General features: G+C 75.1%; 21 protein-coding genes. 9 read left to right on the top strand and 12 right to left on the bottom strand.

All coding sequences use genetic code 11. The annotated features are described in order from the left end of the window. The first annotated feature begins 243 nt into the window (after positions 1–243). The gene (locus ACIQVD_RS14035) at positions 244–2,256 is read left to right on the top strand and encodes a sigma-70 family RNA polymerase sigma factor (RefSeq protein ID WP_402288929.1); all 2,013 of its coding nucleotides are present in this window, start codon (positions 244–246) and stop codon (positions 2,254–2,256) included. Positions 2,257–2,373: 117 nt separating this feature from the next. Here the strand turns inward: ACIQVD_RS14035 and ACIQVD_RS14030 are convergent, their stop codons facing one another. Further along, a complete protein-coding gene (locus tag ACIQVD_RS14030) occupies positions 2,374–3,828 on the bottom strand; it encodes an amidase (protein ID WP_402288927.1) in 1,455 nt (484 codons plus the stop codon). A gap of 209 nt (positions 3,829–4,037) precedes the next feature. On the opposite strand from ACIQVD_RS14030, the gene ACIQVD_RS14025 reads away from it, so the two are divergent. Next, positions 4,038–4,466, top strand: a complete 429-nt coding sequence (locus ACIQVD_RS14025; protein ID WP_402288925.1) for a nuclear transport factor 2 family protein — start codon at positions 4,038–4,040, stop codon at positions 4,464–4,466. 69 nt (positions 4,467–4,535) lie between these two features. Here the strand turns inward: ACIQVD_RS14025 and lanL are convergent, their stop codons facing one another. The 4 genes from lanL to ACIQVD_RS14005 all read right to left on the bottom strand — a co-directional run bounded on the left by lanL (position 4,536) and on the right by ACIQVD_RS14005 (position 10,628). After that, positions 4,536–7,265 carry a class IV lanthionine synthetase LanL gene (lanL, locus tag ACIQVD_RS14020; RefSeq protein WP_402288923.1) on the bottom strand — a complete coding sequence of 910 codons (2,730 nt, stop codon included), beginning with the start codon at positions 7,263–7,265 and terminating at the stop codon, positions 4,536–4,538. Positions 7,266–7,267: 2 nt separating this feature from the next. After that, positions 7,268–7,435, bottom strand: coding sequence for an SflA family class IV lanthipeptide (locus tag ACIQVD_RS14015; RefSeq protein ID WP_199528016.1), 168 nt, complete (start codon positions 7,433–7,435; stop codon positions 7,268–7,270). Between the two features lie 242 nt (positions 7,436–7,677). Continuing rightward, on the bottom strand, positions 7,678–9,930 hold the full coding sequence (locus ACIQVD_RS14010) for an MMPL family transporter (protein ID WP_402288920.1): 2,253 nt from the start codon (positions 9,928–9,930) through the stop codon (positions 7,678–7,680). Between the two features lie 215 nt (positions 9,931–10,145). Next, positions 10,146–10,628: a tyrosine protein phosphatase gene (locus ACIQVD_RS14005; protein ID WP_402288918.1), complete on the bottom strand. Its 483-nt coding sequence runs from the start codon at positions 10,626–10,628 to the stop codon at positions 10,146–10,148. Between the two features lie 430 nt (positions 10,629–11,058). On the opposite strand from ACIQVD_RS14005, the gene ACIQVD_RS14000 reads away from it, so the two are divergent. Continuing rightward, complete coding sequence (locus ACIQVD_RS14000) at positions 11,059–12,255, top strand: aminotransferase class V-fold PLP-dependent enzyme (protein ID WP_402288916.1); 1,197 nt, start codon at positions 11,059–11,061, stop codon at positions 12,253–12,255. A gap of 40 nt (positions 12,256–12,295) precedes the next feature. On the opposite strand, the gene ACIQVD_RS13995 is transcribed toward ACIQVD_RS14000, so the two are convergent. Further along, a complete protein-coding gene (locus ACIQVD_RS13995; protein WP_402288914.1) occupies positions 12,296–12,955 on the bottom strand; it encodes a TetR/AcrR family transcriptional regulator in 660 nt (219 codons plus the stop codon). A 116-nt stretch (positions 12,956–13,071) separates the two neighbouring features. Here ACIQVD_RS13995 and ACIQVD_RS13990 point away from each other — a divergent pair, with 116 nt between their 5' ends. Continuing rightward, complete coding sequence (locus ACIQVD_RS13990) at positions 13,072–14,220, top strand: FAD-dependent oxidoreductase (RefSeq protein ID WP_402288911.1); 1,149 nt, start codon at positions 13,072–13,074, stop codon at positions 14,218–14,220. A 193-nt stretch (positions 14,221–14,413) separates the two neighbouring features. Here the strand turns inward: ACIQVD_RS13990 and xylA are convergent, their stop codons facing one another. After that, positions 14,414–15,580 (bottom strand): xylose isomerase, encoded by a 1,167-nt coding sequence (gene xylA / locus ACIQVD_RS13985; protein WP_400685964.1) that lies wholly within the window; start codon positions 15,578–15,580, stop codon positions 14,414–14,416. 284 nt (positions 15,581–15,864) lie between these two features. Here xylA and xylB point away from each other — a divergent pair, with 284 nt between their 5' ends. Both xylB and ACIQVD_RS13975 read left to right on the top strand, forming a co-directional pair. Then, complete coding sequence (gene xylB / locus ACIQVD_RS13980; RefSeq protein WP_402288908.1) at positions 15,865–17,292, top strand: xylulokinase; 1,428 nt, start codon at positions 15,865–15,867, stop codon at positions 17,290–17,292. Positions 17,293–17,502: 210 nt separating this feature from the next. After that, a complete protein-coding gene (locus ACIQVD_RS13975; RefSeq protein ID WP_402288905.1) occupies positions 17,503–18,873 on the top strand; it encodes an ROK family protein in 1,371 nt (456 codons plus the stop codon). A 143-nt stretch (positions 18,874–19,016) separates the two neighbouring features. Here the strand turns inward: ACIQVD_RS13975 and ACIQVD_RS13970 are convergent, their stop codons facing one another. The 4 genes from ACIQVD_RS13970 to ACIQVD_RS13955 all read right to left on the bottom strand — a co-directional run bounded on the left by ACIQVD_RS13970 (position 19,017) and on the right by ACIQVD_RS13955 (position 22,612). Then, positions 19,017–19,622 carry a polysaccharide deacetylase family protein gene (locus tag ACIQVD_RS13970; RefSeq protein WP_402288904.1) on the bottom strand — a complete coding sequence of 202 codons (606 nt, stop codon included), beginning with the start codon at positions 19,620–19,622 and terminating at the stop codon, positions 19,017–19,019. 184 nt (positions 19,623–19,806) lie between these two features. Then, a complete protein-coding gene (locus tag ACIQVD_RS13965) occupies positions 19,807–20,838 on the bottom strand; it encodes a LacI family DNA-binding transcriptional regulator (RefSeq protein WP_100835064.1) in 1,032 nt (343 codons plus the stop codon). 180 nt (positions 20,839–21,018) lie between these two features. Beyond that, positions 21,019–21,168: a hypothetical protein gene (locus ACIQVD_RS13960; RefSeq protein WP_402288902.1), complete on the bottom strand. Its 150-nt coding sequence runs from the start codon at positions 21,166–21,168 to the stop codon at positions 21,019–21,021. A 970-nt stretch (positions 21,169–22,138) separates the two neighbouring features. Beyond that, complete coding sequence (locus tag ACIQVD_RS13955; RefSeq protein ID WP_402288900.1) at positions 22,139–22,612, bottom strand: MarR family winged helix-turn-helix transcriptional regulator; 474 nt, start codon at positions 22,610–22,612, stop codon at positions 22,139–22,141. A gap of 88 nt (positions 22,613–22,700) precedes the next feature. On the opposite strand from ACIQVD_RS13955, the gene ACIQVD_RS13950 reads away from it, so the two are divergent. From ACIQVD_RS13950 to ACIQVD_RS13940, 3 genes are read left to right on the top strand one after another with little or no spacing between them, the layout of a single operon-like run. Beyond that, positions 22,701–24,137, top strand: a complete 1,437-nt coding sequence (locus ACIQVD_RS13950) for an MFS transporter (RefSeq protein WP_402288897.1) — start codon at positions 22,701–22,703, stop codon at positions 24,135–24,137. A 35-nt stretch (positions 24,138–24,172) separates the two neighbouring features. Continuing rightward, complete coding sequence (locus ACIQVD_RS13945) at positions 24,173–24,745, top strand: YbhB/YbcL family Raf kinase inhibitor-like protein (protein WP_402288895.1); 573 nt, start codon at positions 24,173–24,175, stop codon at positions 24,743–24,745. Then, the gene (locus ACIQVD_RS13940; RefSeq protein WP_402288892.1) at positions 24,742–25,506 is read left to right on the top strand and encodes a transposase; all 765 of its coding nucleotides are present in this window, start codon (positions 24,742–24,744) and stop codon (positions 25,504–25,506) included. Before ACIQVD_RS13945 ends, ACIQVD_RS13940 begins: the two co-directional genes overlap by 4 nt. 217 nt (positions 25,507–25,723) lie before the next feature. On the opposite strand, the gene ACIQVD_RS13935 is transcribed toward ACIQVD_RS13940, so the two are convergent. Next, positions 25,724–26,134, bottom strand: a complete 411-nt coding sequence (locus tag ACIQVD_RS13935; protein WP_400685938.1) for a spore-associated protein A — start codon at positions 26,132–26,134, stop codon at positions 25,724–25,726. Between the last annotated feature and the right edge of the window lie 381 nt (positions 26,135–26,515).

Below are 26,515 nucleotides of genomic sequence, written 5' to 3'. Positions count from 1 at the left end.
GCGGGGTCGGCGTGCCATCCTCGGTCCTCCTCCTGTTCCCCGGGACGCTCGGCGCGGCGCTTCCCGGGACGTTCCCCGGGGTGCGTCGCGCACGTATCGGAGACCGCCGCCGGAGGCACCCGCCAACACAAATTCCGGCCCGGACGGAGAATTTCTGTTGGCGGCCACCCCCGGGGCCGGTCTCCCAGGACGGAGCGCGATCCCGCCGCAGCTCCCACCCCGCGTACGGAGAGGAACGGACCCATGCCGCACACCAGACGCAGTGGACCCGACAGCGCAACGGTGACGGCGGCGCGCGCCGGGGACCGGCAGGCGCTGGAACACCTGGTGGCCCAGAGCCTGCCGCTGGTCTACAACATCGTCGGCCGCGCGCTGAACGGCCACGCCGACACCGACGACGTCGTACAGGAGACGCTGTTGCGCACGGTCCGCGGACTGCCCGACCTGCGGGACCCGGCCGCTTTCCGCTCCTGGCTGGTGGCCATCGCCGTCCGGCAGGTCCGCAACCGCCAGCAGGACCGGGCCGCGGCCCTCGACCGGTCCGCCCGGCTGGAGGAGGCCGAGGCGATACCGGACCCCGCGCTCGACTTCGCCGGGCTGACCGTCCTGCGCCTGGGCCTCACCGAACAGCGCCGCGAGATCGCCGAGGCCACCCGCTGGCTCGACCCCGACGACCGCGAACTGCTCGCGCTCTGGTGGCTCAAGGAGACCGGCGAACTCGAACAGGCCGACCTGGTCGCCGCGCTCGGCCTCAGCTCCGGCCACGCCGCCGTCCGGACCGGCCGGATGAAGAAGCAACTGGACCTCTCCCGCCTGCTGGTGCGCGCCCTGGCCGCCGACCCGCGCTGCCCCGGACTGGCCGAGACCGCCGCCACCTGGGACGGCACCCCGGGCCCGCTGTGGCGCAAGCGCCTGGCCCGGCACGTGCGCGACTGCGGACGCTGCACCGGCGGACGCGGCGAACTGCTCCCCGCCGAACGGCTGCTGTACGGCCTGCCGCTGCTGGCCGTCCCGCCGAGCCTCGACCCGGCCCGCATCCTCGCCGCGCTCGCCCCGGACGGCACGCACCCCGGCGGGCCCTCCGGCCCGGCCGGTGACGGTCCGTCCGGTGACGGTCCGTCCGGTTCCTCCGGCGGCGCTCCGGGTGGCCGCTCCGGCCACCGGCGGCCGCGCTCCGCCCGGACGAAGCCGCTGCTCTCCAAGCCGGTGCTGGGCGGGGTGGCGGCGGTGGCGCTGGTGGCCGCCGCCGTCCTGGTCGGGACCGAGCTCGCGCCGGGGCAGGACGCCGCCCCGGCGGCGGCCCCCGTACCGGCCGGGGCCGTCGCGCCGCCCACGGCCGCCGAGGCGCCGGCGCTGCCGGTCCCCGACGGGACGTCACCGTCGCCCTCGCCCGCGCCGTCCGACTCGTCCTCGCCCTCGTCCTCGTCCCCGCCCTCGCCGTCCGGCTCGGCGTCGGCGTCCGCGTCCGTGTCCGCGTCGTCCCCCGCGGCGGCCCCGGCGCAGCAGAACCCCGTCGCCACCTCCGCGCGCAAGGGCGTCGGCGTGTGGTCCTTCACCGGGGTGAACCAGGCGCTCGCCGCCTCCGGCGCGGGCTGGTACTACACCTGGGCCCCGCAGCACCCCGGCATCACCACGCCCGCCTCGGCGTCCTTCGTCCCGATGATCTGGGGCGCGTCCTCGGTCACCGACGCCGCCCTCGCCCAGGCCCGCGCCAACGGCCCCTACCTGCTCGGGTTCAACGAGCCCGACATGGCCGCCCAGTCGAACATGACGGTCGACCGGGCGCTGGAGCTGTGGCCGAAGCTGATGCAGGCCGGGCAGACCCTGGGCAGCCCGGCCGTCGCGTACGGGGCCGACACGCCCGGCGGCTGGCTGGACCGCTTCATGACCGGCGCCGCCGCCAAGGGCTACCGGGTCGACTTCATCACGCTGCACTGGTACGGCGGCGACTTCCGCACCCCGCAGGCCGTCCAGCAGCTGACCTCCTACCTGGAGGCGGTCCACCAGCGCTACCACAAGCCGATCTGGCTCACCGAGTACGCCCTGATCGACTTCTCCCAGGGCACCCGCTTCCCGACCGCCGACCAGCAGGCCGCCTTCGTCACCGCCTCCACCAAGGCCCTCGACGCGCTGCCCTACCTCCAGCGCTACGCCTGGTTCGGCCTCGGCGCGGACCCGGCGAAGCCCAGCAGCGGCCTGTTCACCGACGGGACGACCGCCACCGCCGCCGGACGCGCGTACCAGGCCGCCCGCTGACGGCGCCGCCGTGCCGCCGTTCCGCCGTTCCGCCGTGCCGCCGCGCCGCCCGCCGACCCGTTGCGCGCACGGCCGGTGGGCGCACGGCCGGTGGGCGGCGGGCGGTCCGGCGCTGGCTCAGTGCGGTGCGCGGAAGCCGCCGAGCTGTTCCTCCAGGAGTTCGGCCAGGCGCAGCGGGGTGCGGTCCTCGTACATCGGGCCGATCAGCTGGACGCCGACCGGGAGGCCCCCGGCGGAGGGGCCGGTGGGGACGGCGGTGGCGGGCAGGCCCGGCATGGTGGCGAGCCCGGCCCAGACCAGCTGGTCGAAGTAGGGGTGGTCGGTGCCGTCGACGGTGATCCGGCGGCGCATCAGGTCGGGGTCGTGGTCGTGCGGGAAGGCCGGGGTGGGGGTGATCGGGGCGACCACGGCGTCGAACTCGGCGAAGAACTCCCGCCAGCCGTGGCGGTGCAGTTCGCGGCGGTGGTCGGCGGCCAGCCAGTCGCGGTGGGAGAGCGTCATGCCGCGCAGCCGGGCGGCGTCCAGGCTGTGGTCGTCCTCGCTCAACCCGGCCGCGCGGGCGACCAGTTCGCTGTGCAGGCCGGTGGGGAAGTGGGCCGTGCGGCCGGAGAACAGCAGCAGGGTGTAGAGCTCGGCGGCGTCGGCGAGGTCGGGCAGCAGCGGGCTGTGCCGCTCGACCCGGGCGCCGCCCGCGGTGAGCGCGTCGGCGACCCGGGCGAGGCCCGCGCGGACGTCGGCGCCGGTCGGGATGAACGGGTGCTCGTCCAGGACCAGGACCCGGAAGTCGCGCAGCCGGTCGTGCCGGGCGGCCGGCAGGCGCAGGGTGTGCGCCAGGCCGCCGGTCAGCGGGTCGGGCCCGGCCATCACGTCGAGCAGCAGGGACAGGTCGCGGGCCGAGCGGGCCATCGGCCCGGCGACGGCCAGGTCGATGTCGGCGGGCAGCGCGGGGGCCGGGGGCGGGACCATGCCGCGGGTGGGCACCAGGTGCAGGGTCGGCTTGTGCGCGTAGACGCCGCAGAAGTGGGCGGGGGTGCGCAGCGAACCGGCGAGGTCGGTGCCCAGCGACAGCGCCCCGAACCCGGCGGCCAGGGCGACGGCCGAGCCGCCGGAGGAGCCGCCGCAGGTGCGGGAGCGGTCCCACGGGTTGGTGGTGGTGCCGTGGATCTCGTTGAAGGTCTGGATGTCCTGCAGCCCGAGCGGCACGTTGGTCTTGCCGAGCACCACCGCGCCCGCCGCCCTGACCCGGGCCACCGGCAGGGCGTCCTCGGCCGGGACGTGGTCCCGGAACTGCGGCATGCCCCAACTCGTGGGCAGACCGGCCACGTTGTACGACTCCTTGACCGTCACCGGGATGCCCAGCAGCGGCCGCTCCTCCCCCCGCGCCCGGGCCCGGTCGGCCTCCCGGGCGGCGTCCCTGGCCCGCTCGAAGTCCGGCACGCAGATCGCGTTCAGGGCCCCGTCCTCCCGTTCGATCCGGCCGATCGCGTCCTCGGTCAGCTCCACCGAGCTGACCTCCCCGGACCGCAGGGCCGCCGTCAGTTCTTCCGCCGTCGCGTGCGTCCACTTCTCCATGGAACGGGACCGTACGTGCCCCCGGCGAGGGGCACGAAATGCCGTGCGGGGCAACCGGATCGGCGGGACGGCCGCGACCGCCCGACGGCGCGACGGCGTGACGGCGGTGCGGTGACAGCGGACCGAGAGCGCGCCGAGAGCGGTCTGCCGGTGGGGGCCGTCACGATGGGGGCACCGGCACGGAGAGTGTGAGGGAGCGGGGCGGGACGATGGACGAGAAGCTGGACGGGACGCTGGTCGCGCGGATGCGGGAGTACCTGGCGGCGGGCGCGGCGACGGACCTGGAAGCGCTGGAGGCGCTGTACGACGAGGAGTTCGAGAACCTCCGGATCGACGAGGCGGGCCGGGTGGCACGGCTGACGAAGGCGCACTTCATGGGCCGGTTCCGGGCCCTGGCCGCCCGCGGCGAGGCGGTCGGCGGCAGCACCGAGGACGTCCGGTTCCTGGCCACCACCCGGCACGGCGACCAGGGCACGGTCGTCGTGTACCGCTGCGAGGACGGCGTGCCGGCCCGCTACACCTTCGTCTGGCGCCGGGCGGACGGCCGATGGGCCACCCTGCTGCGGGAGTTCGCCTTCGAGCGGGACGTCACGCCCCTGCTGCGGATGATGGCGGCGCGGGCCGGGGAGTCGGGGTGACGTCTGGTCAGGGGCCGGTCCGGCCCTGGCGGTAGCGCCGGCACCAGCCGCTCCGGCGTCCCGCGGGCGTCAGGGGAGCACGCCGAGCGGGGGGCCGCCGGGGGAGTGCAGGCGGCGGAGGAAGGAGAGGACGCCGGTGGTGCCGGTGGCGTGGCCGAAGGACTCGCGGACCAGGCCGGCGTCGGGGAAGACCGGGTGGGTGGCGGGGCCGGCCGAGCGGGCCAGTACGAGGGTGGCGACGGTGCCTGCGGCGGTGTGGAACTCCGGTGCTCCGGGCGCGAGTTCGAGCATCAGGTCGCCCACTCCGGCGAGGCCGCAGCACTGGGTGGCCAGTGGCATGCGCGGGGCCAGCACCAGGCAGGCGCGGGCGCACCGTTCGGCGAGGGCGCGGTGGGCGGGGGCGCCGAGCTGTTCGGCGGCGCGGGCCAGGACGGCGCCGATCCCGGCCAGCCCCCGGCACCAGGAGCCGTAGCGCCGGGTGGCGCCGGGTCGGGCGGCGGCGGCGAGCAGCGCGGGGACGGCCTCGGCGAGGCGTGCGCAGGCCCGGGCGGCGTGGCGCCGGGAGTCCGGGTCGCCGGTGGCGCGGGCGTGCGCGAGCAGGAAGTGGGCGACGCCCGCGTCGCCGTGGGCGATCCCCCGGGTGAGGGCGGCGTCGCCGGGACGCGGTACGGCGGGCGGGGTGAGGCGGGCGCGGCCGGTGGTCAGCCGGTCGCGGCAGGCCGTGGCGGCGGCGAGGTGCCGGTCGGTGGAGACGGTGGCGGTGGCGGTGGCCGGGGGGAGGCGGGCCAGGAGCAGGTGGCCGAGGCCGGTCCCGGCGACGCCGTCGATCAGGTCGGCCTCCGGCGGCCCGCCGCCGGGGCGCTGCTCCGGCAGGTCCGGCAGGTCCCGCAGGTCCGTCGCGCGTTCCGGGGGCGGGACGCCGGCGGCGGTCAGGAACAGGTCGACACCGGCCCGCCCGCAGTAGAACCCGGGTGGGAGCGTGCGGTCCTGGCGGGCCGTCCAGTCGGCGAGCGCGGCGACGGCGGCCGGGACGCCGGGGCGGTGCAGGTGCTGGAGGAGTTCCAGGCCGAGACCGGAGCTCCCGCCGTAGACGTCGACCGGGGTGGGGACGCCGGAGCGGTCGGCGCGCGCCGGGTCGGCGATCCGGTGGGCCTGGGCGACGCAGCGGGCGACGGTGTGCTCGACGATCTCCGCCAGCCGGTCCCGGTCGGGCGGGACCGCTGTCGCCGCCGCCACCACCTTCGTCGGCGCGGTGCGCGGCGCGGGTTCCGGCGGGCGTGGCGGGTCGGACTCGACCGTCGGGGTGAACTCCGCTGCGCGGTAGGGGTGGTGGCCTCTTCCGGAGCGGCTGCCGTGGCGCAGCCGCTCCGCGCCGACGGCCCGGGTCCCGGCGTCGGGGCTGGTCAACTCATTGATCAGGGTGCGGAGTCGGCGGTGGGCGTGGCCGGGGAGGGCGAACTCCAGGCAGGCGAGCGTGCGTTCGCGGTTGACGGCCGGATCGGGGTCGAGGACGACCGGGTCCAGGCCGGTGGCGGCGAAGTGCAGCGTCATGCCCAACGCGTGGTAGTCGTCGGCGGGTTCGGCCGGGGCGCCGGGGCGGTGCACCGGCCCGCTGTAGCCGGGGGTGGAACCGTCCGGTCCGGTGCCGTGGTGCGCGCTGATGCCGAAGTCGACCAGGTGGCAGCGCCCTCCGGCGTCGAGGACGACGTTGTCGGGCTTGAGGTCGCGCACCACCACGCCCCGCCGGTGGACGCCGTCCAGCACCCGCAGCAGCCGGACGGCGAGCGGGCCGGGCGCGCGCGGGTGGTCCGGTCCGGCCGCGGCGAAGGGCCCGTGGTCCTGCACCTCGCGGCGCAGGTCGCGGTTGCCGCAACTGGTCGTGACCAGGTACTCGTCGGCGCGGTGGCGGAAGTAGTCGAGGGCGCGCGGGACGCCGGGGACGCCGTCGAGCGCGGTGAGCACGGCGTGCTCGTTGCGCAGCCGGTCGCGGGCGTCGGAGCCGTCCGCGTCCTCGGCGACGTGGGCGCGGGCCTGCTTGACCACCACCGCCAGCCCGCTGACCAGGTCCAGGGCCCGGTAGACGTTGCCCTGCGCCTTGCGGGCGATCCCGCCGGTCACCCGGTAGCGCCCGCCGCCGAACCCGGGCCGCCCCGCCTGTGCCTCCACCGGCCCGGACGGCCCGTCCGCCCGCCCGGCCGCCACGTTCGCCCCGGCCGCCACGTTCGCCCCGGCCCCCGCGCTCGTCCCGGCCGGGCCGGCGTCCGCGGGGCGGGCGAACGGGTCCGCGGCCCACGGCGGGCAGCGGTACGCGGTGCCCGCCAGGCCGTCGAAGAGGCGCCCGTCGGGGCCGGTCATCACGGATTCGAGGCGCCCGCTGCGCCCGGTGCGGTAGTCGCCGGTGAACGGCCCGTAGCGGTAGTAGACGGGCGAGTCGGGGTCGAGGCGGCGGTCGCCGGTGATCGGCGGTCCCTCCCGGCCGCGCAGGGCGGCGGCCAACTCGGTGGCGAGCGGCAGGAGTTCATCCGGCGTCGGATAGACGGTGATCGCCTTGCCGACCGAGGCGGCGTCCCGGGTGCCGGAGTTGAGGGTCCGCAGCACCTCGGGGTCGCGGGCCCACTTGGCGTGGCAGACGTGCCGGGCCAGCACCGGCAGGACGAGCGCGAGGACGGCGTCCAGGGTGCCGGGGCGGGCGGAGACGTGGAGCTTCCAGCCGTGCTCCATCGCCGGCATCCGCGGATCGTTCAGGTACGACCAGGTGTCGTCGGACCAGGGGCGGCGGCCGGCGATGGGGCCGGTCACCGTCAGGAGTTGAAGTCGCAGGCCACGCGGGTGGTCGCGGTCACCCACGGGTCGGACAGACAGGCGGTGGGGCCGTGGTCGGTGCGGTCGTCGTCCTCGAACACCAGGGTCTCGTCGTCCACGGCCAGCGGGCCGGCGTCGCGGATCGCGGTGGGGGTGGCAACGGGCATGTGACGCCTCCAGGTCTTGTCGCGCGTCCGGCGCGGCCGCGGGTTTGCGCCCGGCGCCGTGGACCGCCCGGCCCGGTCGGGCCGAAGTCCTGGGGCACGAAGGTAGGCAGGAACGCCGCACCTGACAAGGGGGCGGACGGACCGCTTCCGCACCGGCGGCCGACCGGTGGGAGCGGTGGGGCGGGCGGGGCGGGTGGAGCGGAAGGGGCGTCCGGCGCGGTGCTGACGGAGCATCGATTCCGCTATCGGGCAGAGACGTTGCTCCCCTCGGCGTCGATGTCCGGGAGGAGTCGGTCCAGCAGTCGCGGGGTCCACCAGGCGGCGTCGCCGAGCAGCGTCATCGCGGCGGGGACCATCAGCAGGCGGACCACGGTGGCGTCGATCAGCACGCTGACGGCCAGGCCCAGGCCCATCATCTTGACCACCACGTCGTCACTGACCACGAACGCGGCGAACACGCTGACCATGATCAGGGCCGCGCAGCCGATCACCCGCGCGGTGGTCTCCAGCGCGTGCGCGACCGCGCCGCGGCTGTCGCCGGTCCGCCGCCAGTGCTCGTGGACGCGGGAGAGCAGGAACACCTCGTAGTCCATGCTCAGGCCGAAGACGATGGCGAACATCATCATCGGGACGTAGCTCTCGATCGGCACCTTGCCCGCCACCCCGAGCGCCGGGCCGCCCCAGCCCCACTGGAACACCGCGACCAGCACCCCGTACGAGGCGGCGATCGACACCAGGTTGAGGACGGCCGCCTTCAGCGCGACCAGCGGGGCCCGGAACACCAGCAGGATGATCAGGAAGGCCAGCGCGACCACCACCGCGATGATCGGCAGCAGCCGGGCGGCGATCAGGTCCAGGAAGTCGACCTGGGCGGCGGTGGTGCCGGTGACGTACGTGGTGGCGGGCGTGCCCCGGACCGCGTCCGGCAGCACCGTGTCGGAGAGGTGGCCGACCAGGTCGGTGGTCCGTTGGCTCTGCGGGGCCTGCGCGGGCGTGACGGTGGTGAACAGCACGTCGCCGTCCGCGCTGGTCTGCAGCGGCGCGGTGCCCGCCGTGTCCGGCACGCCGGTCAGCGCCTGCTGGACGGCGGCGGCCAGCGCCGGACGGTCGGACGCGGCGACCGCGCTCTGGTCGACCACCACCGTCAGCGGGCCGTTGGAGCCCGGGCCGAACGCCGCCGCCATCAGGTCGAACGCCCGCCGGTCGGTGAACGAGGTCGGGTCGGCGCCGTCCCCGACGTGCCCGAGCCGGATCGACGGCAGCGGCACCGCCAGCACCAGCACCGTGACCAGGCCCGCCGCCAGGTACCACCACGGCCGGCGCTCGACCCGCCGCGCGTACCGGTGCCACAGGCCACTCGCCGCCGCCCCGCCCGGGCCGGTGCCCTCGGCCACCGGCGGGCGCACCGTGAAGCGGTCCATCCGGCGGCCGACCACGCCCAGCAGCGCGGGCAGCAGCGTCAGCGCGCCGCACACCGCCGTCACCACCGTCACGCCCGCCGCCAGGCCCAGCTTCGCCATGAACGAGATGCCCGACACCGACAGGCCCGCCAGCGCGACCACCACCGTGGTGCCGGAGATCAGCACCGCCCGGCCGCTGGTCGCCACCGCGTGCCCGGCCGCCGTCCCCGGGTCCCGGCCGTCCATCAGGTTCTGCCGGTGCCTGGTCAGCAGGAACAGCGCGTAGTCGATGCCGACGCCCAGCCCGATCATCGTCGCCAGCGTCGGCGCGACCGTCGCGAAGGTGGTCAGCGCCGCCAACAGACCCAGCAGCCCCAGGCCCAGGACCACCGCGACCAGCGCGCTCACCAGCGGCAGCCCCGCCGCGACCACGCTGCCGAACCCGGCCAGCAGCACCACGACCGCGACCCCGAACCCGATCAGCTCGCTCACCCGGTCGCTCGGCTCCGGCCGCGCCAACTCGCCCAGCGGACCGCCGTACTCGACCTCCACGCCCGCCTGCCGCAGCGGCGCCACCGCCGCGTCCACCTGGCCCAGGTAGTCGTCGCCGAAGGTCGCCAGTACGCCGTCGAAACGCACCGTGACGTACCCCGTCAGCCCGTCCGCGGCCAGCGGCCCGCCCGGCTGCGGGGCCTGCCCCGGCGGCGGCAGCGGGTTCTGCGCCGACAGCACGTGCGGCAGGCGCTGCAGGGAGGTCACCGCCTGGTCGACCTGCGCCTGGAACTGCGTCAGCGGCTGCCCGTCGTGCAGCACCACCTGCGCGCCCGTCCCGCCCGCGGCCGGCTCGTGCGCGGACAGCACGTCCGCGCCGTCCTGCGCCTGGGTGCCCGGCAGGGAGAAGTCGTCCGAGTACGTGCCGCCCACGGCGTGGTCCGCGATCTGTGCCCCCACCAGCACCAGCAGCCACCCCGCGAGCACCACCACCGGATGCCGGGCGCACCACCCGCCCAGCCGCCACAACCGCCCCCGGGACGGCGGCCCGGACGCTCCCGCCGGACCGGACGCCGACGCTGACGTGCTGCCGGACGAAGACATCAACCCTCCCAGGGGCACAACGCCACCACCCGCGCACGGTGACCGAACCCCGACGTTAGGCGCGCCTCCGCCCCCGCCCCGACCCGCCGCCCCGCGACACGGCCAGGCCCACCCGAACGCCGCCACCCCACCGGCCGGGCGGGCCGGTACGAGTGACGGTCGGACGGTAGGGCGGTCGGTTGGTCGGCCTGTCGGTTGGTGGGTTGGTCGTCTTGTCAGCCGGTCAGTTGGTCGGTCCAGGCCCGCTGTTCGGCGGTGTCCGGTACCGGCAGGCCGCGGGCCCGGGCGATCCGCGCCCACGCGTCGTCCGGCTCCGTGCCGCAGCGGACCAGCACGGCCGCCGCCAGCAGCGAGGACCGTCCGATCCCGGCCCGGCAGTGCACCGCCAGGTGGCCGCCCGCGTCCAGCCTTCGCGCCAACTCGTCGATCACCGGCCGGACTTCGGCCAGGACGGGGACGGTGCGGTCCGGGATCGGCACCGCCGTGAAGCGCAGCCCGGCGGCCCGGACCAACTCCGGCTCCGCGCCCAGCCCGAGCTCGACGCACTCCGGGACGGTCAGCGCGCTGACCACCTCCGTCACCCCCAGCGCGGCCAGCCCCGCCACCTCCTCCGCGAGCCAGTCACCGCCGCGCGGCCGGGCCATGGTGCTCAGCAGCCCGGGACCGGGCCGTTCGATCGTGAACAGGGTGGGACGCATGACGGCACGGACCTCCGGGACGGGGGAGAGGGAACGGCGGTCACCGGCACGGGCCTTGGCGCGGGCGGTGACCGAGGCGGCGTCGGCCCGGCGGTCGGCAGGACAGCGGACCGGAGCGTCGACACCGAGGGAACGACCGGCCGGCCGGGTGCGAACAGGCGCGAGAAGAGGCGCGCGGTGCGACGGCGGGCGGTGCCCCGAGCGTAGCACCGCCCGCCGGACGGGCCGTCAGGACGTCGGTGTCCCGTGCCCCGGGCCGTCCGGCCCGCCCTCCTCACCCCCCACCCCGCCGCCCGTCACCCCGACCAACGAATGCCCCGCCGCGAGGGGAACCGGCCGCCACCGACGGCGCGTTACCCCCGGGCGCCGAAGAGTTTCGCGCGCCGCCCGCGGCGAGGACGCGCGGGCGTGGTTCCGGGAGGGGGCGCTGGTGGCGGGGATCGACGTGGAGCGGGTGCGGCGGGAGACGGCTGGGGTCGGGCGGGTGGTGCACCTCAACAACGCCGGGGCGGCGTTGCAGCCGCGGGTGGTGGTGGACGCGGTGGTGGAGCACCTGCGGCTGGAGGAGGAGATCGGGGGGTACGAGGCGGCGGACGCGCGGGCCGGGCGGATCGAGCGGACGTACGACGCGCTGGCCCGGCTGGTCGGGGCCGGGCGGGAGGACGTCGCGGTGGTGGAGAGTGCCACCAGGGCCTGGGACATGGCGTTCCACGCGCTGCCCTGGGCGGCGGGCGACCGCATCCTGACCGCCCGCGCCGAGTACGCGAGCAACGCCATCGCGTACCTCCAGACGGCCCGCCGCCACGGGGTGCGGGTCGAGGTCGTGCCCGACGACGCCGACGGGCAGCTCGACGTCGACGCGCTGCGCGCGATGATCGACGAGCGGGTCCGGCTGATCGCGGTCACGCACGTGCCCACCCAGGGCGGGCTGGTCAACCCGGCCGCCGAGATCGGGCGGGTGGCCCGGGAGGCCGGCGTCGTCTACCTGCTGGACGCCTGCCAGTCCGTCGGCCAACTCCCGCTGGACGTGAGCGAGATCGGCTGCGACCTGCTCACCGCGCCCGGCCGCAAGTTCCTGCGCGGCCCGCGCGGCACCGGCTTCCTGTACTGCTCGCCGCGGATCCGCGAACAGCTGCAACCGCCGTTCCTGGACCTGCACGCGGCGACCTGGACCTCGGCGGACGACTACGAAGTCCGCGCCGACGCCCGGCGGTTCGAGAGCTGGGAGGGCAACTGCGCGGCCCGGATCGGCCTCGGCGTCGCCGCCGAGTACGCCCTCGCCCTCGGCCCGGACGCGATCGGGGAACGGGTCACCCGGCTGGGCGCGGCCCTGCGCGCCCGCCTGCGGACACTGCCCGGGGTGCGGGTGCACGACCGGGGCGCGCGGCAGTGCGCCCTCGTCACCTTCACCGTCGAGGGCCGCGACAGCGAGGACGTCGCCCGCGCGCTGCGCGACAGCGGGATCAACGTCTCGGTCTCCCTCGCCGAGTACGCGCGCTGGGACCTCGGGCCCCGGGGCCTCGCGTCGGTCGTCCGCGCCTCGCCGCACTACTACAACACGGAGGCCGAACTCGACCGGCTGGTCGAGGCGGTGCCCGCGCCGGCCGGGTCGTCCGGGCGGTGCTGAGGGGACTGCGCTGAGGGGGGCGGTGCTGAGGGGGCGGGTGTCAGCTCGCCGTTCCGGATGCCGGCCGGTCCGGCCGGTCCGGCCGCTCCGGTGGCGCGGGGCGGCCGGCCAGGCCGTGGAGGAGGAGGTCGGTGAGGGTGTCGACCACTTCGGTGTCGTCGTGGGCGGGGTGGTCGGCGGTGAGCAGGGCGTAGGAGAGCAGGCCGAGCATCGCGCCCATCGCGGGGGCGAGCAGGGCGGGGTCGCCGGGGAGGGGGCGGCCCTGTTCGCGGAGGTATTCGAGGTGGTCGCGGAGGACGTCGGTGTCCGTGGTGAGGCGCTGCCAGGCCCGGCCGGAGCGCGGGCCCGCGGCGACGATCGACTCGAACAGGGCGATGGTGACCGGCAGGTGGTCGCGCATGGCCTGCCAGGACGCGCCGAGGTGGGCGCGCAGTTGGTCCCGGTCGCCGAGGTCGTGCTCGCGCGGGTGGACCTGGGCGACGACCTGGCCGCGGGCCTGGGTGCGGACGTCGTCGAGCAGGGCGCGCAGCAACTCGTCCTTGTCGGCGAAGTGCGCGTAGAACGAGCCGGTGGCCCGACCGGCGGCCGCGGTGATGTCGGTGATCTTCGTGTTGAGGTAGCCGCGTTCGACGAACTGCTGCCGGGCGGCCTCCAGTAGCGCCGCCCTGGTCCCCGCCGCCTGCGCCTTGCGCACGCCCATCGCGTCCAGCCTCCCTTGACCCGCAGCCTTGACCCGCCGTTCGTGCCGACAGCATACTGACGTCCAATTCGGTGAATAGATATTCATTGAACGTCGATTCAATGAGGGGTGGGCCCATGAAGGCGGTAGTCATCGGCGCGGGGGTGGCCGGCGCGGCGAGCGCGATCGCGCTGCGCAGGATCGGTGCCGAGGTGACGGTGTACGAGGCGCACCCGGACCCGGCCGGCCGGGTCGGCGCGTTCCTGGGCCTGGCCGTCAACGGGCTGCGGGCGCTGGAGTCGCTGGGCTGCCTGGACGAGGTGCGGGCGGCGGGCTTCGAGGTCGACCGGCAGCTGATGTGGTCGGGGCGCGGCAGGCTGCTGGGCGACGTGCCGCGCGGCCGGGCGGCGGACGACCCGCTGCGCGCGGTCACGCTGATGCGGGCCGACCTGGTCGCGGCGCTGCGGGCGGCGGCGGTCCGGGCGGGCGCGCGGATCGTGCTCGGCGAGCGGCTGTCCGGGCCGGACGACGGGACGGAGGGGAGTGCGGCGGGCGGTCCGGTGGCGGCGGCGGTGGCCGGTGCGGACCTGGTGGTCGGGGCGGACGGGCTGCGCTCGACCGTCCGGCAGGTGCTCGACCCGGGCGGGCCGGAGCCCTCGTACGCCGGGCTGTACGGGGTCGCGGGCGTCGCGGAGGGGGTGCCGGAGGCGGGCCCGGGCCGGACGTTCAACCTGACCTTCGGGCGTCGCGGCACGTTCCTGCACCAGCCCGCGCCGGACGGCACCGTGTGGTGGTCCGCGCAGCTCGTCGGCCCCGTGCCGCCGGGCGGCCCCGCGCTCGGGGCGGCGGAGGTGGCCGAGGTCTTCGCCACCGAGGAGGTGCCCCGGCGGATCCTCGGCGCGGCCCGGGTCGAGGCGGCGACACTGTTCCACGTCCTGCCGCCGGTGCCGCGCCGCCAGGACGGGCGGCACGTGCTGGTCGGCGACGCGGCGCACCCGGTGGGCGCCGGGCAGGGCGCGTCCATGGCGCTGGAGGACGCGGTCGCGCTGGCCCGGGCGCTGCACGCCGGGCCCGACCGGGCCGCCGCCCTGGCCGCGTTCGACCGGGAACGGACGGCCCGCGCCGGGAAGCTCGCCCGCACGGCGGCGGCCAACCGGGACGCCAAGACCGCGGGCCCGTTCGCCGCCCGGGTGCGGGACGCGGTGATGCCGCTGGTGTTCGCCCGCGGCTACGCCCGGTCGACGGGCTGGCTGCACGACTACCGGCCGGGGGCGCTCCCGCGCTGAACGGACACCGGGGGCGGATTCCCGCGCGGGTCGGCCTCGCGGGAGCACGTCCCCGTCCGGCCGGGGGTCCGTCGGTGCAGCTGGGTGATGCTCCGTCAGCAGAGCTGTTAAGTACCGGAGTTGAGTGGGCTCGAATCCGGTCGGTCCCCAGGGACGGGGAGCCGACCGGAGCCGTTCCGGCCGCCGTCCCGGCTCAGCGGGCGCCGAGCAGGTGCTCGATGGCCAACTGGTCGAGGTGCTCGAAGGCCATGCCGCGCTCGGCGGCGGCGGTGACGTCGAAGTCCTCGAACGCCGAGCGGTCGGCGAGCAGCGCGGACAGGCCGTCGGCGGCGGTCGGCCGGGCGAGCTGGTCGAGGCGGGCGGCGCGCAGCGCCTCCTGCACCTGCGGGTCGGCGCGGAAGGCCAGCGCGCGCTCCTTGAGCAGCAGGTAGTTGCGCATGTTGCCGGCCGCGGAGGCCCAGACGCCGTCGAAGTCCTCGGTGCGCGGCGGCTTGAAGTCGAAGTGCCGCGGGCCCTGGTAGTCGGAGGACTCCAGCAGGTCTACCAGCCAGAACGCCTGCCGCAGGTCGCCCGCGCCGAACCGGAAGTCCTGGTCGTACTTGATGCCGGACTGGCCGTTCAGGTCGATGTGGAACAGCTTGCCCGCCCACAGCGCCTGCGCGATGCCGTGCGGGAAGTTCAGGCCCGCCATCTGCTCGTGGCCGACCTCGGGGTTGACGCCGACCAGTTCGGGGCGCTCCAGGCGCTCGATGAAGGCGAGGGCGTGGCCGATGGTCGGCAGCAGGATGTCGCCGCGCGGCTCGTTCGGCTTGGGCTCGATCGCGAAGCGCAGGTCGTAGCCCTGCTCCGTGACGTAGTCGCCGAGCAGGTCGAAGGCTTCCTTCATCCGGTCGAGGGCGACCCGGACGTCCTTGGACGCGCCGTGCTCGGCGCCCTCCCGGCCGCCCCAGGCGACGTACACGCTCGCGCCCAGCTCGACCGCCAGGTCGATGTTGCGGATGGTCTTGCGCAGGGCGTAGCGGCGCACGTCGCGGTCGTTGGCGGTGAACGCGCCGTCCTTGAAGACCGGGTGGGTGAACAGGTTGGTGGTGGCCATCGGCACCCGCAGGCCGGTGGACTCCAGGGCGGCGCGGAAGCGCTTGACGATCGCCTCCCGCTCCGCGTCCGAGGAGCCGAACGGGACCAGGTCGTCGTCGTGGAAGGTCACGCCGTACGCGCCCAGTCCGGCGAGCCTCTCCACCGTCTCGACCGGGTCCAGGGCCGGACGGGTGGCGTCGCCGAACGGGTCGCGGCCCTGCCAGCCGACCGTCCACAGGCCGAAGGTGAACTTGTCGGCGGGGGTGGGGGTGAGCTGGCTCATCTCGTACTCCAAACGCTGGTGATCGACCGGGTGGATCGACCGAGGGATCGACCGGTGGCCCGACGCGAATCGGGGCCGGAACCGACGGTAACCCGGATCGGGGTCTATTCGTCAGGCCGAAAGACAAATTAATATGGCCGAGCCCGGGAGGGAAGCCCCCGTGCGCAACACCCGACGGAACCCACGCCCGACGGAACCCGGACCCGGCGGAACCCACTCCGGTGGAACCCCGCCCCGGACGGCCGCACACCGGCGCCGGACGACCGCAGACAGGAGCACGCCCCATGGCACACCCGCAGGTGGTGATCGGCGTCGACAGCTCGACCCAGTCCACCAAGGCACTGGCCGTCGACGCCGAGACCGGCCGCGTCCTCGGCGAAGGCCGCGCCCCCCACCGGGTCGACTCCCGCCACGGCCAGGAGAGCGACCCCGCCCAGTGGTGGGACGCCCTCACCGCCGCCGTCGCCGCCACCGGCTGGGCCGACCGCGCCCAGGCCCTGGCCGTCGGCGGCCAGCAGCACGGACTGGTCACCCTGGACGCCGCCGGAGCCCCCGTCCGCCCCGCCCTGCTCTGGAACGACGTCCGCTCCGCACCGCAGGCCGCCGAACTGGTGCGGAAGTTCGGCGCGGACCGGTGGGCCGCCGAACTCGGCAGCGTCCCCGGTGCCTCCTTCACCGCCGCCAAATGGGCCTGGCTGCGCGCCACCGAACCCGAGCACGCCGAGCGCACCGCCGCCGTCCGCCTCCCGCACGACTACCTCACCGAACGGTTCACCGGTACCGCCACCACCGACCGCGGCGACGCCTCCGGCACCGGCTGGTGGACCCCCGACGGCTACCACTCCGCCGTCCTCGACCACCTCGGCCTCGACCCCGCCCTGCTCCCCGCCGTCACCCCCGCCGGAACCCCCGCCGGCCACGCCCGCCCCGGCGGACCGCTGCGCCCCGGAACCCTCGTCGCCGCCGGCACCGGCGACAACATGGCCGCCGCCCTCGGCCTCGGCCTCACCGCCGGCACCCCCGTGCTCAGCCTCGGCACCTCCGGCACCGTCTACACCGTCGCCCGCCACCGCCCCGCCGACCCCACCGGCACCGTCGCGGGCTTCGCCGACGCCCTCGACGGCTGGCTCCCGCTCGCCTGCACCCTCAACTGCACCCTCGCCGTCGACCGGATCGCCACCCTGCTCGGCCGCGACCGCCAGGACGTCGAACCCGGCGGCAGCGCCGTCCTGCTGCCCTACCTCGACGGCGAACGCACCCCCGCCCTCCCGCACGCCAGCGGCCTGCTGCACGGCCTGCGCCACGACACCACCGCCGGCCAACTCCTCCAGGCCGCCTACGACGGCGCCGCGTACTCGCTGCTCGCCGCCCTCGACGACGTCCTCGCCGTCGACGGCCCCGACGCCGCCGACCCCGAACGGCCGATCCTGCTGATCGGCGGCGGCGCCCGGGGCCGGGCCTGGCAGGACACCGTCCGCCGGCTCTCCGGCCGCCCCGTCCAACTGCCCGCCGCCCGCGAACTGGTGGCCCTCGGCGCCGCCGCCCAGGCCGCCGCGCTGCTCACCGGCGAGCGCGCCGACGCCGTCGCCCGCCGCTGGGGCACCGCCGACGGCCCGGTGCTGCCCGCCCTGGCCCGGGACGACGCGGCACTCGAACGGATCGGGACTACCATTTCGCAGACGGCCGCCCTCCAGGGGGACGGCCCGCGGTGACCGGAACCGGACCGTCCGGCCGGGACCGCCGCACCCCACCGGGCGGCCACCCCGACCGGACGGGACGGGGCGACCGGCGGGAACGGGTCGACCGGACGGCGGCGACCACGGCCCGCCCGGGACCACCGGACGGGTCCACCGGACGGGCAGTGAACGGCAGACGGCGGACAGACGGTGCGGCGGACAGCGGCGCGGAGGGACAGGGCGGACGTGGCAGAGGACGGGCAGCAGCAGCCGCCTGACGGCGACCCCGGGACCAGGCGCGGCCCCGCCTCCCAGCAGGACATGCGGCGGCAGAACCTCGCCCTGGTGATGCGCACCGTCGCCGCCGCCCACCCGCTCTCCCGCGCCGACGTGGCCGGCCGCACCGGGCTGACCCGGACCGCCGTCTCCAGCCTGGTCGACGAACTCATCGGCGGCGGCCTGCTGCTGGAGGGCGAGCTGGAGCGCAGCGGCCGGGTCGGCCGCCCCGGCCGGGCCCTGGTGCTGAACGGGGACGGACCGGCCGGTCTGGGCCTGGAGATCGGCGTCGAGCACCTCAGCGCCTGCGTCCTCGACCTGCGCGGCGAGGTCCGGGTCGAACTGCACCGCCCCGCCGCGAACGCGGGCCGCTCCGCCGAGCAGACCCTCGCCGAACTCGCCGAACTCGCCGACCGGGCCGAACGCGAGGCCACCGCGCTCGGCCTGCGGGTGGTCGGCCGGGTGCTCGCCGTCCCCGGCAGCGTCCCGTTGGGCAGCCCCGCCAACCAGGTCGAGCACGCCCCCAACCTGGGCTGGCACCAGGTCGACGTCACCGAGCTGTGGCCCGGCCCCGGCACCGCCCCCGCCGTCGAGAACGAGGCCAACCTCGGCGCGCTGGCCGAACTCTGGCAGGGCACCGGCAGCGGCACCTTCGTGCACATCTCGGCGGGCGAGGGCATCGGCGGCGCGCTCGTCCTGGACGGGCGCCTGTTCCGCGGCGTCCAGGGCTTCGCGGGCGAACTCGGCCACCTCACCGTCCGCCCCGACGGCCGCCCCTGCTCCTGCGGCGCCCGCGGCTGCCTCGAACCGTACGCGGGCCTGGCGGCCGTGCTCCGCTCCGCCGGGTTCACCGACGAACTGGACGAACTGGACGGGCCGGACGGGTTCGACGGGTTCGACGGGCTCGACGAGTCGGACCGGCTGGAGCGGCCGGAGCGGCCGGACGGTTCCAGCGGGGCGCCGGGTGCGACGAGCCTGACGGGACGTCAGAACGGCGACCCCATCGCGGAGTTGGTCCGCCGCGCGGAGCGGGGCGACCCGGCGACCCGGCGCGCGCTCCGGCACGCCGGCACCGCGCTGGGCACCGCGCTGGCCGCCGCGGTCAACCTGGTCGACCCCGACTCGCTGGTCCTCGGCGGCGGCTACGCCGACCTGGCGCACTGGCTGCTGCCCGCGATGCGGACCGAGCTGGCCGCGCTGATCCGGGTCCGCCCCTGGCCCGAAGAGGCCCTGCGCGCCTCGCCGTTGGGCCGCCGCGGCCCCGTCCTCGGCGCGGCCCTGGTCACCGTCCGCAGCCTGCACTCCGACCCGGCGGGCCTCTGGCTGGCCGAGACCGCCTGACCGGACGTGCCTCCACCGTTCCGGCCGGGCCTTCCGGCCGCGTGGTGCGGTGCGGCGGGTTCACCGGTGGCCGGGCGCGTGGTGCTGGGCGGGTGCGCCCGGCCACCGGAGTGCGGGGGAGGGGCCGGAAGGCGGCGGGAGGGTCAGCGGGGCAGCGGGGTCGAGCGCAGGCCGCGGGCGGTGAGGGCGGCCAGGACGGCGGGCAGCGCGGTGACGGTGTTGCGGTTGCCGTGGTCGTGCAGCAGTACGGTGTCGCCGGGGCGGGCCGCGGCCACCGCGGCGGCGACCTCGGCGGGCGGTGTGCCGTCCCAGTCGCGGGTGTCGACCTCCCAGAGCGTCTCGGTCAGGCCCGCCGCGGCGGCGAGCGAGCGGATCGCCGGGTCGGTGTCCCCGTACGGCGGTCGGAACAGCGTCGGCGGGCGGCCGGTGAGCGTGGTCAGGAGCCGGTTGGTGCGCTCGATCTCGTCCCGGGCGGCGGACCGCGGCAGGCCCGGCAGGGAGGGGTGCGACCAGCTGTGGTTGCCGATCGCCATGCCGGCCCGGTCCAGGGCGCGGACCAGTTCGGGGTGGCGTTCGGCCTGCGCGCCGCACAGGAAGAAGGTGGCGCGGTGCCCGGCGGCGGTGAGCGCGGCGAGCAGCTCGGGCGTGGAGTCCGGGTGCGGGCCGTCGTCGAAGGTCAGCGCGAGGGTGCCGGCCGACGCCGGCGGGCCTGCGGCGTCGGGTGCGGACCCGGGTGCGGGCTCGGCCATGGTGCCCCCTCCTGGCGGGTCGAAAATTTCGAACTCCGGCCGAATGTTACGGCGCGACCCGGACGACGGTAGGGGAGCCCGGCGAGGGCGTCAACCATCCGCGCGCGGCCCGGAGGGTCCGGACCGCGCGCGGATGAATGAGGCGGATGAATGAGGGTGGGCGAGGGTGGGCGGGGTGCCCCGCTCAGGCGTCGGCGGGCGGCGGGGCGGTGCTGGCGCGGACGACCAGGCTGGTGGCGAGGTCGACCCGGGTGGCGGAGGGGTGCTCGCCGCGGCCCAGGCCGATGGCCAGCCGGGCCGCGGTCTCGGCCATCTCCACCAGCGGCTGGCGCACCGTGGTGAGCGGCGGCCCGACCCAGCGGGCCAGCGGCAGGTCGTCGAAGCCGACCACCGAGAGGTCCTCCGGCACCCGCAGGCCCAGTTCGCGGGCGGCCTCGTACACGCCGAGGGCCTGCAGGTCGTTGCCCGCGAAGATCGCGGTGGGCCGGTCGGGCCGGGTGAGCAGGGCGCGGGCCGCGGCGTACCCGGCCTCGTGGTGGAAGTCGCCCTCGTGGATCAGCTCCGGGTCCACCGGCAGCCGGGCGGTCCCCAGCGCGGTGCGGTAGCCGTCGATCCGGGCGCGGCTGCACATCATGCCGGACGGCCCGGAGATCATCGCGATCCGGCGGTGGCCCAGGTCGAGCAGGTGGCGGGTGGCGGCGAGGCCGCCCTGCCAGTTGCCGGTGCCGACGGCGGGCACCCCCTCGGCCGGGTCGCCGGCCGGGTCCAGCACCACGAACGGGATGTCGCGGCTGGTGAGTTGGTCGCGCTGGGCGGCGTCCAGCTCGGACAGCACCAGCACCACCCCGGCCGGTCGGCGGGCCAGCACGCCGTCCACCCAGGTCTGTCCCGGGGTGAGCCGCCCTGCGGACTCGGAGAGCACCACGCTCAGCCCCTCGTCCCGGGCGACGTTCTCCACCCCCCGGATCACCTCCATCGCCCAGGCGCTGTCGAGCTGGTGGAAGACCAGGTCGAGCAGCCGGGACGGCGGTGCGGCGGTGCGGCGGCGCTGGTAGCCGGTGCGGCGCAGGATCTCCTCGACCTTGGCCCGGGTGGCGGGCGCGACGTCGGCCCGACCGTTCAGCACTTTCGAAACTGTCGGCGCCGAGACGCCGGCCGCCCGGGCGATCTCCGACAGCGTCGGTGCGGGGTCGGGTTCGAGTTCTGCAGCGCTCATGGCACGGATAGTAGCGCCCCCGGGAGACGCGGCGGGACGGCGTGCGGACCGGGGCCGTCCCCGGCGGGCGGCCCCGGTCCGGCCGATTGCGCGGCGTAGTGCCATCGCAACATTCGGCAGCCGAACGAAACATGGCGGCTGGCTGTTGCGGCGCGCTTCGGTGGCCCGCCGGGCGCGCGCTCAGTGCGCCGGGAAGCCGTACGCCGTCCAGTCGTCCAGCACCCGCTGCCGCAGCCCGGCCGGGAACGAGCCCGCGAAGGACGCCGTGCGGCCCCGGAAGTCCCGCGGCAGCAGGCGGTCGGCCCCCGCCGCAACCGAGTGAGAAGTCATGTCATGTGGTGGGCCTGCGGTGGCGGGCGAGGGCGGCGGTGGAGCCGGCGCAGTCCGCCGAGCCGGGCGACGGTCCGCTCGATGGCCCGGCGGTGCCGGCCGGGACGAGTCGGGGGCTCGGTGCTGCTGCGGCGGAGATGCGGTGGGTGGTCTGCCGTCTCCGCAGGCAGGAGCGGATGAAACGGTGGCCGCAGGCCTTGTCGCCGTGGAGCTTGCCAGGCCGACGGCGTCTCGGGCCGCGGCGGGAACGGATCGGCGGGATCGGCACCGCCATTGCGGAAGCCGGCATGACCGTCCGCTACACCACTCCTTTCGGCTGGCTGCCACCGAAGCCGAGCACCGGCCGGGCCACTGACCGGCCGAGCCGGGAGCGGAGGACCGGCGGTCGAGGCGGTGCGACGTCACGGTTGTCCGCCGAGCCCGAGCTTCTTCACCCCGAACGGGGAGGAGACCGTGGGGGGGCAGCCCAGCCGTGGTGGACGAGTGCGATCCGGGAAGGCACTGGCGTCAGCGGATGGACGGCTTTGCCTCGCGACCAGTTCGCGAGCAGGCCCTCGGTGGTGTCGACGGTGGTGACGACCACCGTCACCTGGAGCTTCCCGTCGCCCCATGTGTTCCACGGGGCCCACCGCTCGGGCCGGGCCTCGCCCCCGAGGCGGGCGCACGCCTCCTCCTGGTGCTGCTCCGCACAGGTCCGTGGAGGATCTGACATCGGCATTGCGTGGGGGCTCCCGCGCTCCGCTGGCTGCTGCTCGTCTTCGGTTACGCCCTGTTTGCCGGGCTGATCCGGCTTCCGGACAGCGGCGTTGTCCGCCCGCTCGTGGGCCTGCGGACTTCCGGCTCGGGGAGCCTCCGCACCGCGAACAGGACCGCGGAGAACGCGAAGTCAAGGCAATCGCCACCAGGGCGATGCGATACCGGGCTCGCGCGGCCGGAGCTGGGCCAAAGCGGCGCCATGTCCTGTCGGACTCTATGAGTCGGCGACGCGTCGCATGATGTGCGACGCCTTGAGGAGGGTTTCGCGCTCGCCTTCGGTGAGTCGGGCGAGTTGGTCGTCTAGCCAGCCGGAGCGCACGGCAAGTGCGGCCCGGGCGAGCTCGGTTCCCGCCGGCGTGACATGAAACAGCACGCGCCGGCCGTCCGACGGGTCCTTGTCCCGTAGTGCGTGCCCGCCGCTGACGAGACGGTTCACGGTCTGACTCATGGTGCTTGGTGTGACGTGGGCGCGGCGGCTCAGCTCCGTGAGGCTCTGCGGGCCGTGGTTGTAGAGCTTGACGAGAACGCCCATGGCCGCGTCGCCCAGCTCCCCCTCGCCGCGTTCGGAGCGGAAGCGGCTGTAGAGCCTGGCCACGGCCACTTTCAGCTCGTTGCCGAGTACTGCGTCCAGGTCGCCGCCGGCTTCGTCGCTGCGGTCCGGTCCGGTGGGTTTTGCCTGCGCACTCACGATTGCTTAGTATACCCAAAGGAAGTCTTTCGTAATACGAAAGACCTGCTCTTTCCGTGGTGCACCGCACCAGATCACGAGGCCCCCCATGACATCCCCTCCGGTCAGGACCCCCGCGCCGCAGGCGGCCGACTCCGTCTCGAAGGACGGCTTCGGCCTGCGATTCACCTTCCCGCTGATGCTCGGCACGACGCTCAACCCGGTAAACAGCTCGATGATCGCCACCGGTCTCGCGGGGATCGCGGCCGACTACCACCTCGGCCCCGGTCAGGCCGCGAGCCTCGTATCCGTGCTCTATCTGTGCAGCGCCGTCATGCAGCCGACGATGGGCAAGCTGGCAACGCTCTTCGGCCCGCGCAAGGTGCTCCTGACCGGCGTCACGATCCTCCTCGCCGGCGGACTGCTGGGTACCCTGGCCCCCGACTTCCAGGTGCTGCTGCTCTCGCGCGCGCTGATCGGGATCGGCTCCTCCGCGTGCTACCCCGCCTCGATGGCGCTGGTGCGGCGGCGGGCGGAGCGCCTGAAAACCGGTGTGCCCAGCACAGTGCTCGGCAACTTCTCCATCGCCTCGCAGATCGTCGCGGTGCTCGGCCTGCCGCTGGGCGGTGTCCTCGCGGGCGCCTTCGGCTGGCGGGCGCTGTTCTTCGTCAACGTCCCCCTGGCCCTGCTTGCGTTCCTGTTCACCGCCCGCAACGTCGAGAAGGACGCCCCCACCCGCGGCCGGGGAGTCCGGCGCACCCTGGCCGCTCTCGACCCGGCCGGGATCACCCTGTTTGCGGTGTCCGTGGTCGGCCTGCTGCTCTTCCTCAACGACCTCGAGCACCCCGCCTGGCCGCTGGGCCTGGTCGCGCTGCTCGCGGCCATCGCACTGACCGTCTGGGAGCGCCGTGCCGGATCACCGCTGATCGACGTGCGCGCCCTCGCACGCAGCGCGGCGCTGCGCCGCACCTATGCACGCCAGATGCTGGTCGGACTCGGGGTGTACACCTCGATGTACGCCATCACCCAGTGGCTGGAGGGCAGCGCCGGCTACTCCTCGTTCCAGTCGGGACTGATCATGCTCCCGCTGTCCGTGGTCAGCATGGCCCTGGCCCGGATCGTCTCCACCCGCGGCTGGGTGCGCCGGCCCCTGGTGACCGGCGCCGTGGCCCTGGCGCTGGCCGGTGCCACCATGGCCGCCGCCGACAGCGACGGCGGCCTCGTGCTCCCGCTGGTGATGACCGCGGCCCTCGGCTTCACCAACGGCCTGTGCAACTTCGCCAACCAGACCACCTTGTACGTCCAGACCACCGGCGACGACATCGCCGTCGCCTCCGGCCTTTTCCGCACCTTCGGCTACATCGGCGCGATCTTCTCCTCCAGCGTGCTCTCGCTGGCCTTCGGCGATCGCGTCACCGACGCCGGCTTCCACCACATGGGCTGGGTGGTCGCCGCCCTCGGCGCCCTGACCACCCTGATCACCCTCCTGGACCGCACCGTGCCCGCCAGCGTCGCCGGGCCCGACCGGCACGCCGACACCAACTGAACCCGGCACCAGCACACACCGACCGGAGTTGCCCGATGAAACTGCTCGCCCTGCTCCTCACCCCGCTCGGAATCCTGCTGCGCCGTAAGCGCGCCGGGGCCGCCAACAGCGTCCGCCACACTCCCGAACTGGCAACGACCGCCGCACCGCTGGAGGTCACCTCCGCATCGTTCACCCACCGAGCGCCGATCCCGTACCGCCACGCCACCATGGACATGGGCCCCAACATCTCGCCCGCTCTGGAGTGGAGCGAGCCGCCCGCCGGCACCGTCCAGATGCTGCTCGTCATGGAAGACACCGACACCCCCACGGCCAAGCCCGCCCACCACGTGATCGTCACCTTCGCCCCGACGCCCCGACGGATCGAAGAAGGCGAACTCACGGCGGACAACGCCCGCTTCACCTACCTGCCCGACCGCCGCGGCCGCACCGGGTACCAGGGACCGCGCCCCTTGCCCGGCCACGGAACACACCACTACGGCTTCCACCTCTACGCCCTCGACCGGATCGCCCCACTGACGGATGCGTCCACCTTCGACGCCCTCCTCCCGCACCTGTCCGGACACGTCCTGGCCTCCGGACACCTCGAAGGCACCATGCGCGGATGACCCCACAGGGACGACCCGCCGCGCCCGGGGAAGGACGGCGGGGTCCGCGTTTCATGAGAGCGTCTTTCGTCGGCGCGGTCGGGCGGGGCGCCGAGCGTGGATGCGGTGGTGGCCGCCGCCGAGGGACTGAGCAACGGCGCCACCGCACGGGAGCTCGCAGTCACTGTGAACACGGTCCGCAAGTGACGTGGCCGGTTCGCGCTCCACGGGCCGGACGGTCTCAAGGACGCCAATCGCTCGGGACGCCCCAAGACCTACGGCCCACAGGTACGGGTGGCAATCGTAGCGGCGGCTACCAGCCCACCCCTGTATCCAGAGGCGACCTGGTCGAATACCGCCGCCACGGCACGGTGTCCTCGGCAGCCCTGAACGTGCGTACTGGAGAGGTCCTCACCGAGGTCATCGCCCGGAACAACGCGGTGACCTTCACCGTCTTCCTCGACCAACTCGACGCGGTCATCGCCGCAGACCGGACCATTCACGTGGTCCTGGACAACGGCTCCTCCCGGACCGCCAAGCACACCGAGAAGCGGCTGGCCGCGCACCCCCGCTGGACCGCGCACTGGACCCCGCCGCATGCCTCGTGGTTGAACCAGATCGAGCTGTACTTCTCTGTCACGACCCGCCGAGTCCTGCGCCACGGAGACCTCTCCAGCCGCGACGACCTCATCGACGGACTGGAGACCTGCGTCATCGGCCGCGACGAGACCGCGGCGCCGTACAGGTGGAGCTACGACGGCACCCCGTTCAAGGCCACTTGACCAGTCCCGACGCCCCCACGGACTTGCGCGGAGCAGCACTAGGTCTCCTCCATGCGGTCCGGCATCGCCCTGGGACGCAGAATCACCGCGTCCGCGAGCTTCGGCCCGGGGCGATCCGCCTCACCGTCGAGGCAGCCGTCCCCGGGGAGGTGGTAGTGGCGAAGTCCCCGGGCCGGCGCCCGGGACCACGCCGGCGAGCGGAGCCGGTTGCAGGGGGTCAGCTGCAGTGGGAGTGGAACTGGTTGTTGATCTCGCCGTTGATTTCACCCTCCCAGTCGATGCACGTCCCCGGCGCGTACAGGTACACGGGACCGGCGTAGGTGGTGTAGAAGTCCAGGTCCTGCTTCCACTGGGTGGTGCCGCTCTTCTTGATCGACGCCCCGATGTCCACCAGGTAGGAGCTGGGGTGGGTGCGGACCGTCACGACACAGTTGTAGCCGTTGGAGCTGTTGTACGTGAGGAAGACCGTCCCGTCGGCCAGCGGCAGGGTGTCGATGACGCCGTAGCCGGAACCGCACACGCCGTTGTAGGTGGCCGCTGCGGCCACCGAGGGGGTGACGGCGACTCCGGTGGCCGCGAGCGCGGTGACCGCCGTCGTGAGGGCGGCCCGCTTGAGGAGCTTCTTCATGGTTCCACCTGTCCTTGTCCGCTGCTGTGATCCGGCGGGCGGCCGACGTCGTACCGGTGGGGTGATCGCTCCCGGCCCCCGCGGTCATGCTGCTGGACCGGCGTATCGTCACGGTGGCGTCCGCGTATCGCCGGTCCGCCGGGACGGTCACCGCCCGATGGGAGGACCCCGAGCCCGTTACCGGCCGGGGCCCGGCGGGTGGACGAGAGGGCCGGGCGGCGGTGGCGTGCGGCGCGCAAGGGGGGCCCGGCCCGGAGCGTCCCGCATTAACGAGGGAGAACTTCGGGGCGAACAGCGTCGGCGTGGGAGGGATTCCACTTCCGGACCTCCTCTGTGCACACATAGCGTTCGCGGCGTGACGATGTGCGTCCGGTCCGTGGT

This window comes from Kitasatospora sp. NPDC090308, assembly GCF_044769485.1.
GTDB classification, from domain to species: domain Bacteria; phylum Actinomycetota; class Actinomycetes; order Streptomycetales; family Streptomycetaceae; genus Kitasatospora; species Kitasatospora fiedleri.
This window is presented reverse-complemented; position numbering and strand designations above follow the sequence as displayed.

What these genes read in the sequence shown, in the direction of transcription:
- ACIQVD_RS14035 (WP_402288929.1), top strand. Translation starts at nt 244, where the DNA reads ATGCCGCACACCAGACGCAGTGGACCCGACAGCGCAACGGTGACGGCG.
- ACIQVD_RS14030 (WP_402288927.1), bottom strand. Translation starts at nt 3,828, where the DNA reads ATGGAGAAGTGGACGCACGCGACGGCGGAAGAACTGACGGCGGCCCTG.
- ACIQVD_RS14025 (WP_402288925.1), top strand. Translation starts at nt 4,038, where the DNA reads ATGGACGAGAAGCTGGACGGGACGCTGGTCGCGCGGATGCGGGAGTAC.
- ACIQVD_RS14015 (WP_199528016.1), bottom strand. Translation starts at nt 7,435, where the DNA reads ATGCCCGTTGCCACCCCCACCGCGATCCGCGACGCCGGCCCGCTGGCC.
- ACIQVD_RS14010 (WP_402288920.1), bottom strand. Translation starts at nt 9,930, where the DNA reads ATGTCTTCGTCCGGCAGCACGTCAGCGTCGGCGTCCGGTCCGGCGGGA.
- ACIQVD_RS14005 (WP_402288918.1), bottom strand. Translation starts at nt 10,628, where the DNA reads ATGCGTCCCACCCTGTTCACGATCGAACGGCCCGGTCCCGGGCTGCTG.
- ACIQVD_RS13995 (WP_402288914.1), bottom strand. Translation starts at nt 12,955, where the DNA reads ATGGGCGTGCGCAAGGCGCAGGCGGCGGGGACCAGGGCGGCGCTACTG.
- ACIQVD_RS13990 (WP_402288911.1), top strand. Translation starts at nt 13,072, where the DNA reads ATGAAGGCGGTAGTCATCGGCGCGGGGGTGGCCGGCGCGGCGAGCGCG.
- xylA (WP_400685964.1), bottom strand. Translation starts at nt 15,580, where the DNA reads ATGAGCCAGCTCACCCCCACCCCCGCCGACAAGTTCACCTTCGGCCTG.
- xylB (WP_402288908.1), top strand. Translation starts at nt 15,865, where the DNA reads ATGGCACACCCGCAGGTGGTGATCGGCGTCGACAGCTCGACCCAGTCC.
- ACIQVD_RS13970 (WP_402288904.1), bottom strand. Translation starts at nt 19,622, where the DNA reads ATGGCCGAGCCCGCACCCGGGTCCGCACCCGACGCCGCAGGCCCGCCG.
- ACIQVD_RS13965 (WP_100835064.1), bottom strand. Translation starts at nt 20,838, where the DNA reads ATGAGCGCTGCAGAACTCGAACCCGACCCCGCACCGACGCTGTCGGAG.
- ACIQVD_RS13960 (WP_402288902.1), bottom strand. Translation starts at nt 21,168, where the DNA reads ATGACTTCTCACTCGGTTGCGGCGGGGGCCGACCGCCTGCTGCCGCGG.
- ACIQVD_RS13950 (WP_402288897.1), top strand. Translation starts at nt 22,701, where the DNA reads ATGACATCCCCTCCGGTCAGGACCCCCGCGCCGCAGGCGGCCGACTCC.
- ACIQVD_RS13945 (WP_402288895.1), top strand. Translation starts at nt 24,173, where the DNA reads ATGAAACTGCTCGCCCTGCTCCTCACCCCGCTCGGAATCCTGCTGCGC.
- ACIQVD_RS13940 (WP_402288892.1), top strand. Translation starts at nt 24,742, where the DNA reads ATGACCCCACAGGGACGACCCGCCGCGCCCGGGGAAGGACGGCGGGGT.
- ACIQVD_RS13935 (WP_400685938.1), bottom strand. Translation starts at nt 26,134, where the DNA reads ATGAAGAAGCTCCTCAAGCGGGCCGCCCTCACGACGGCGGTCACCGCG.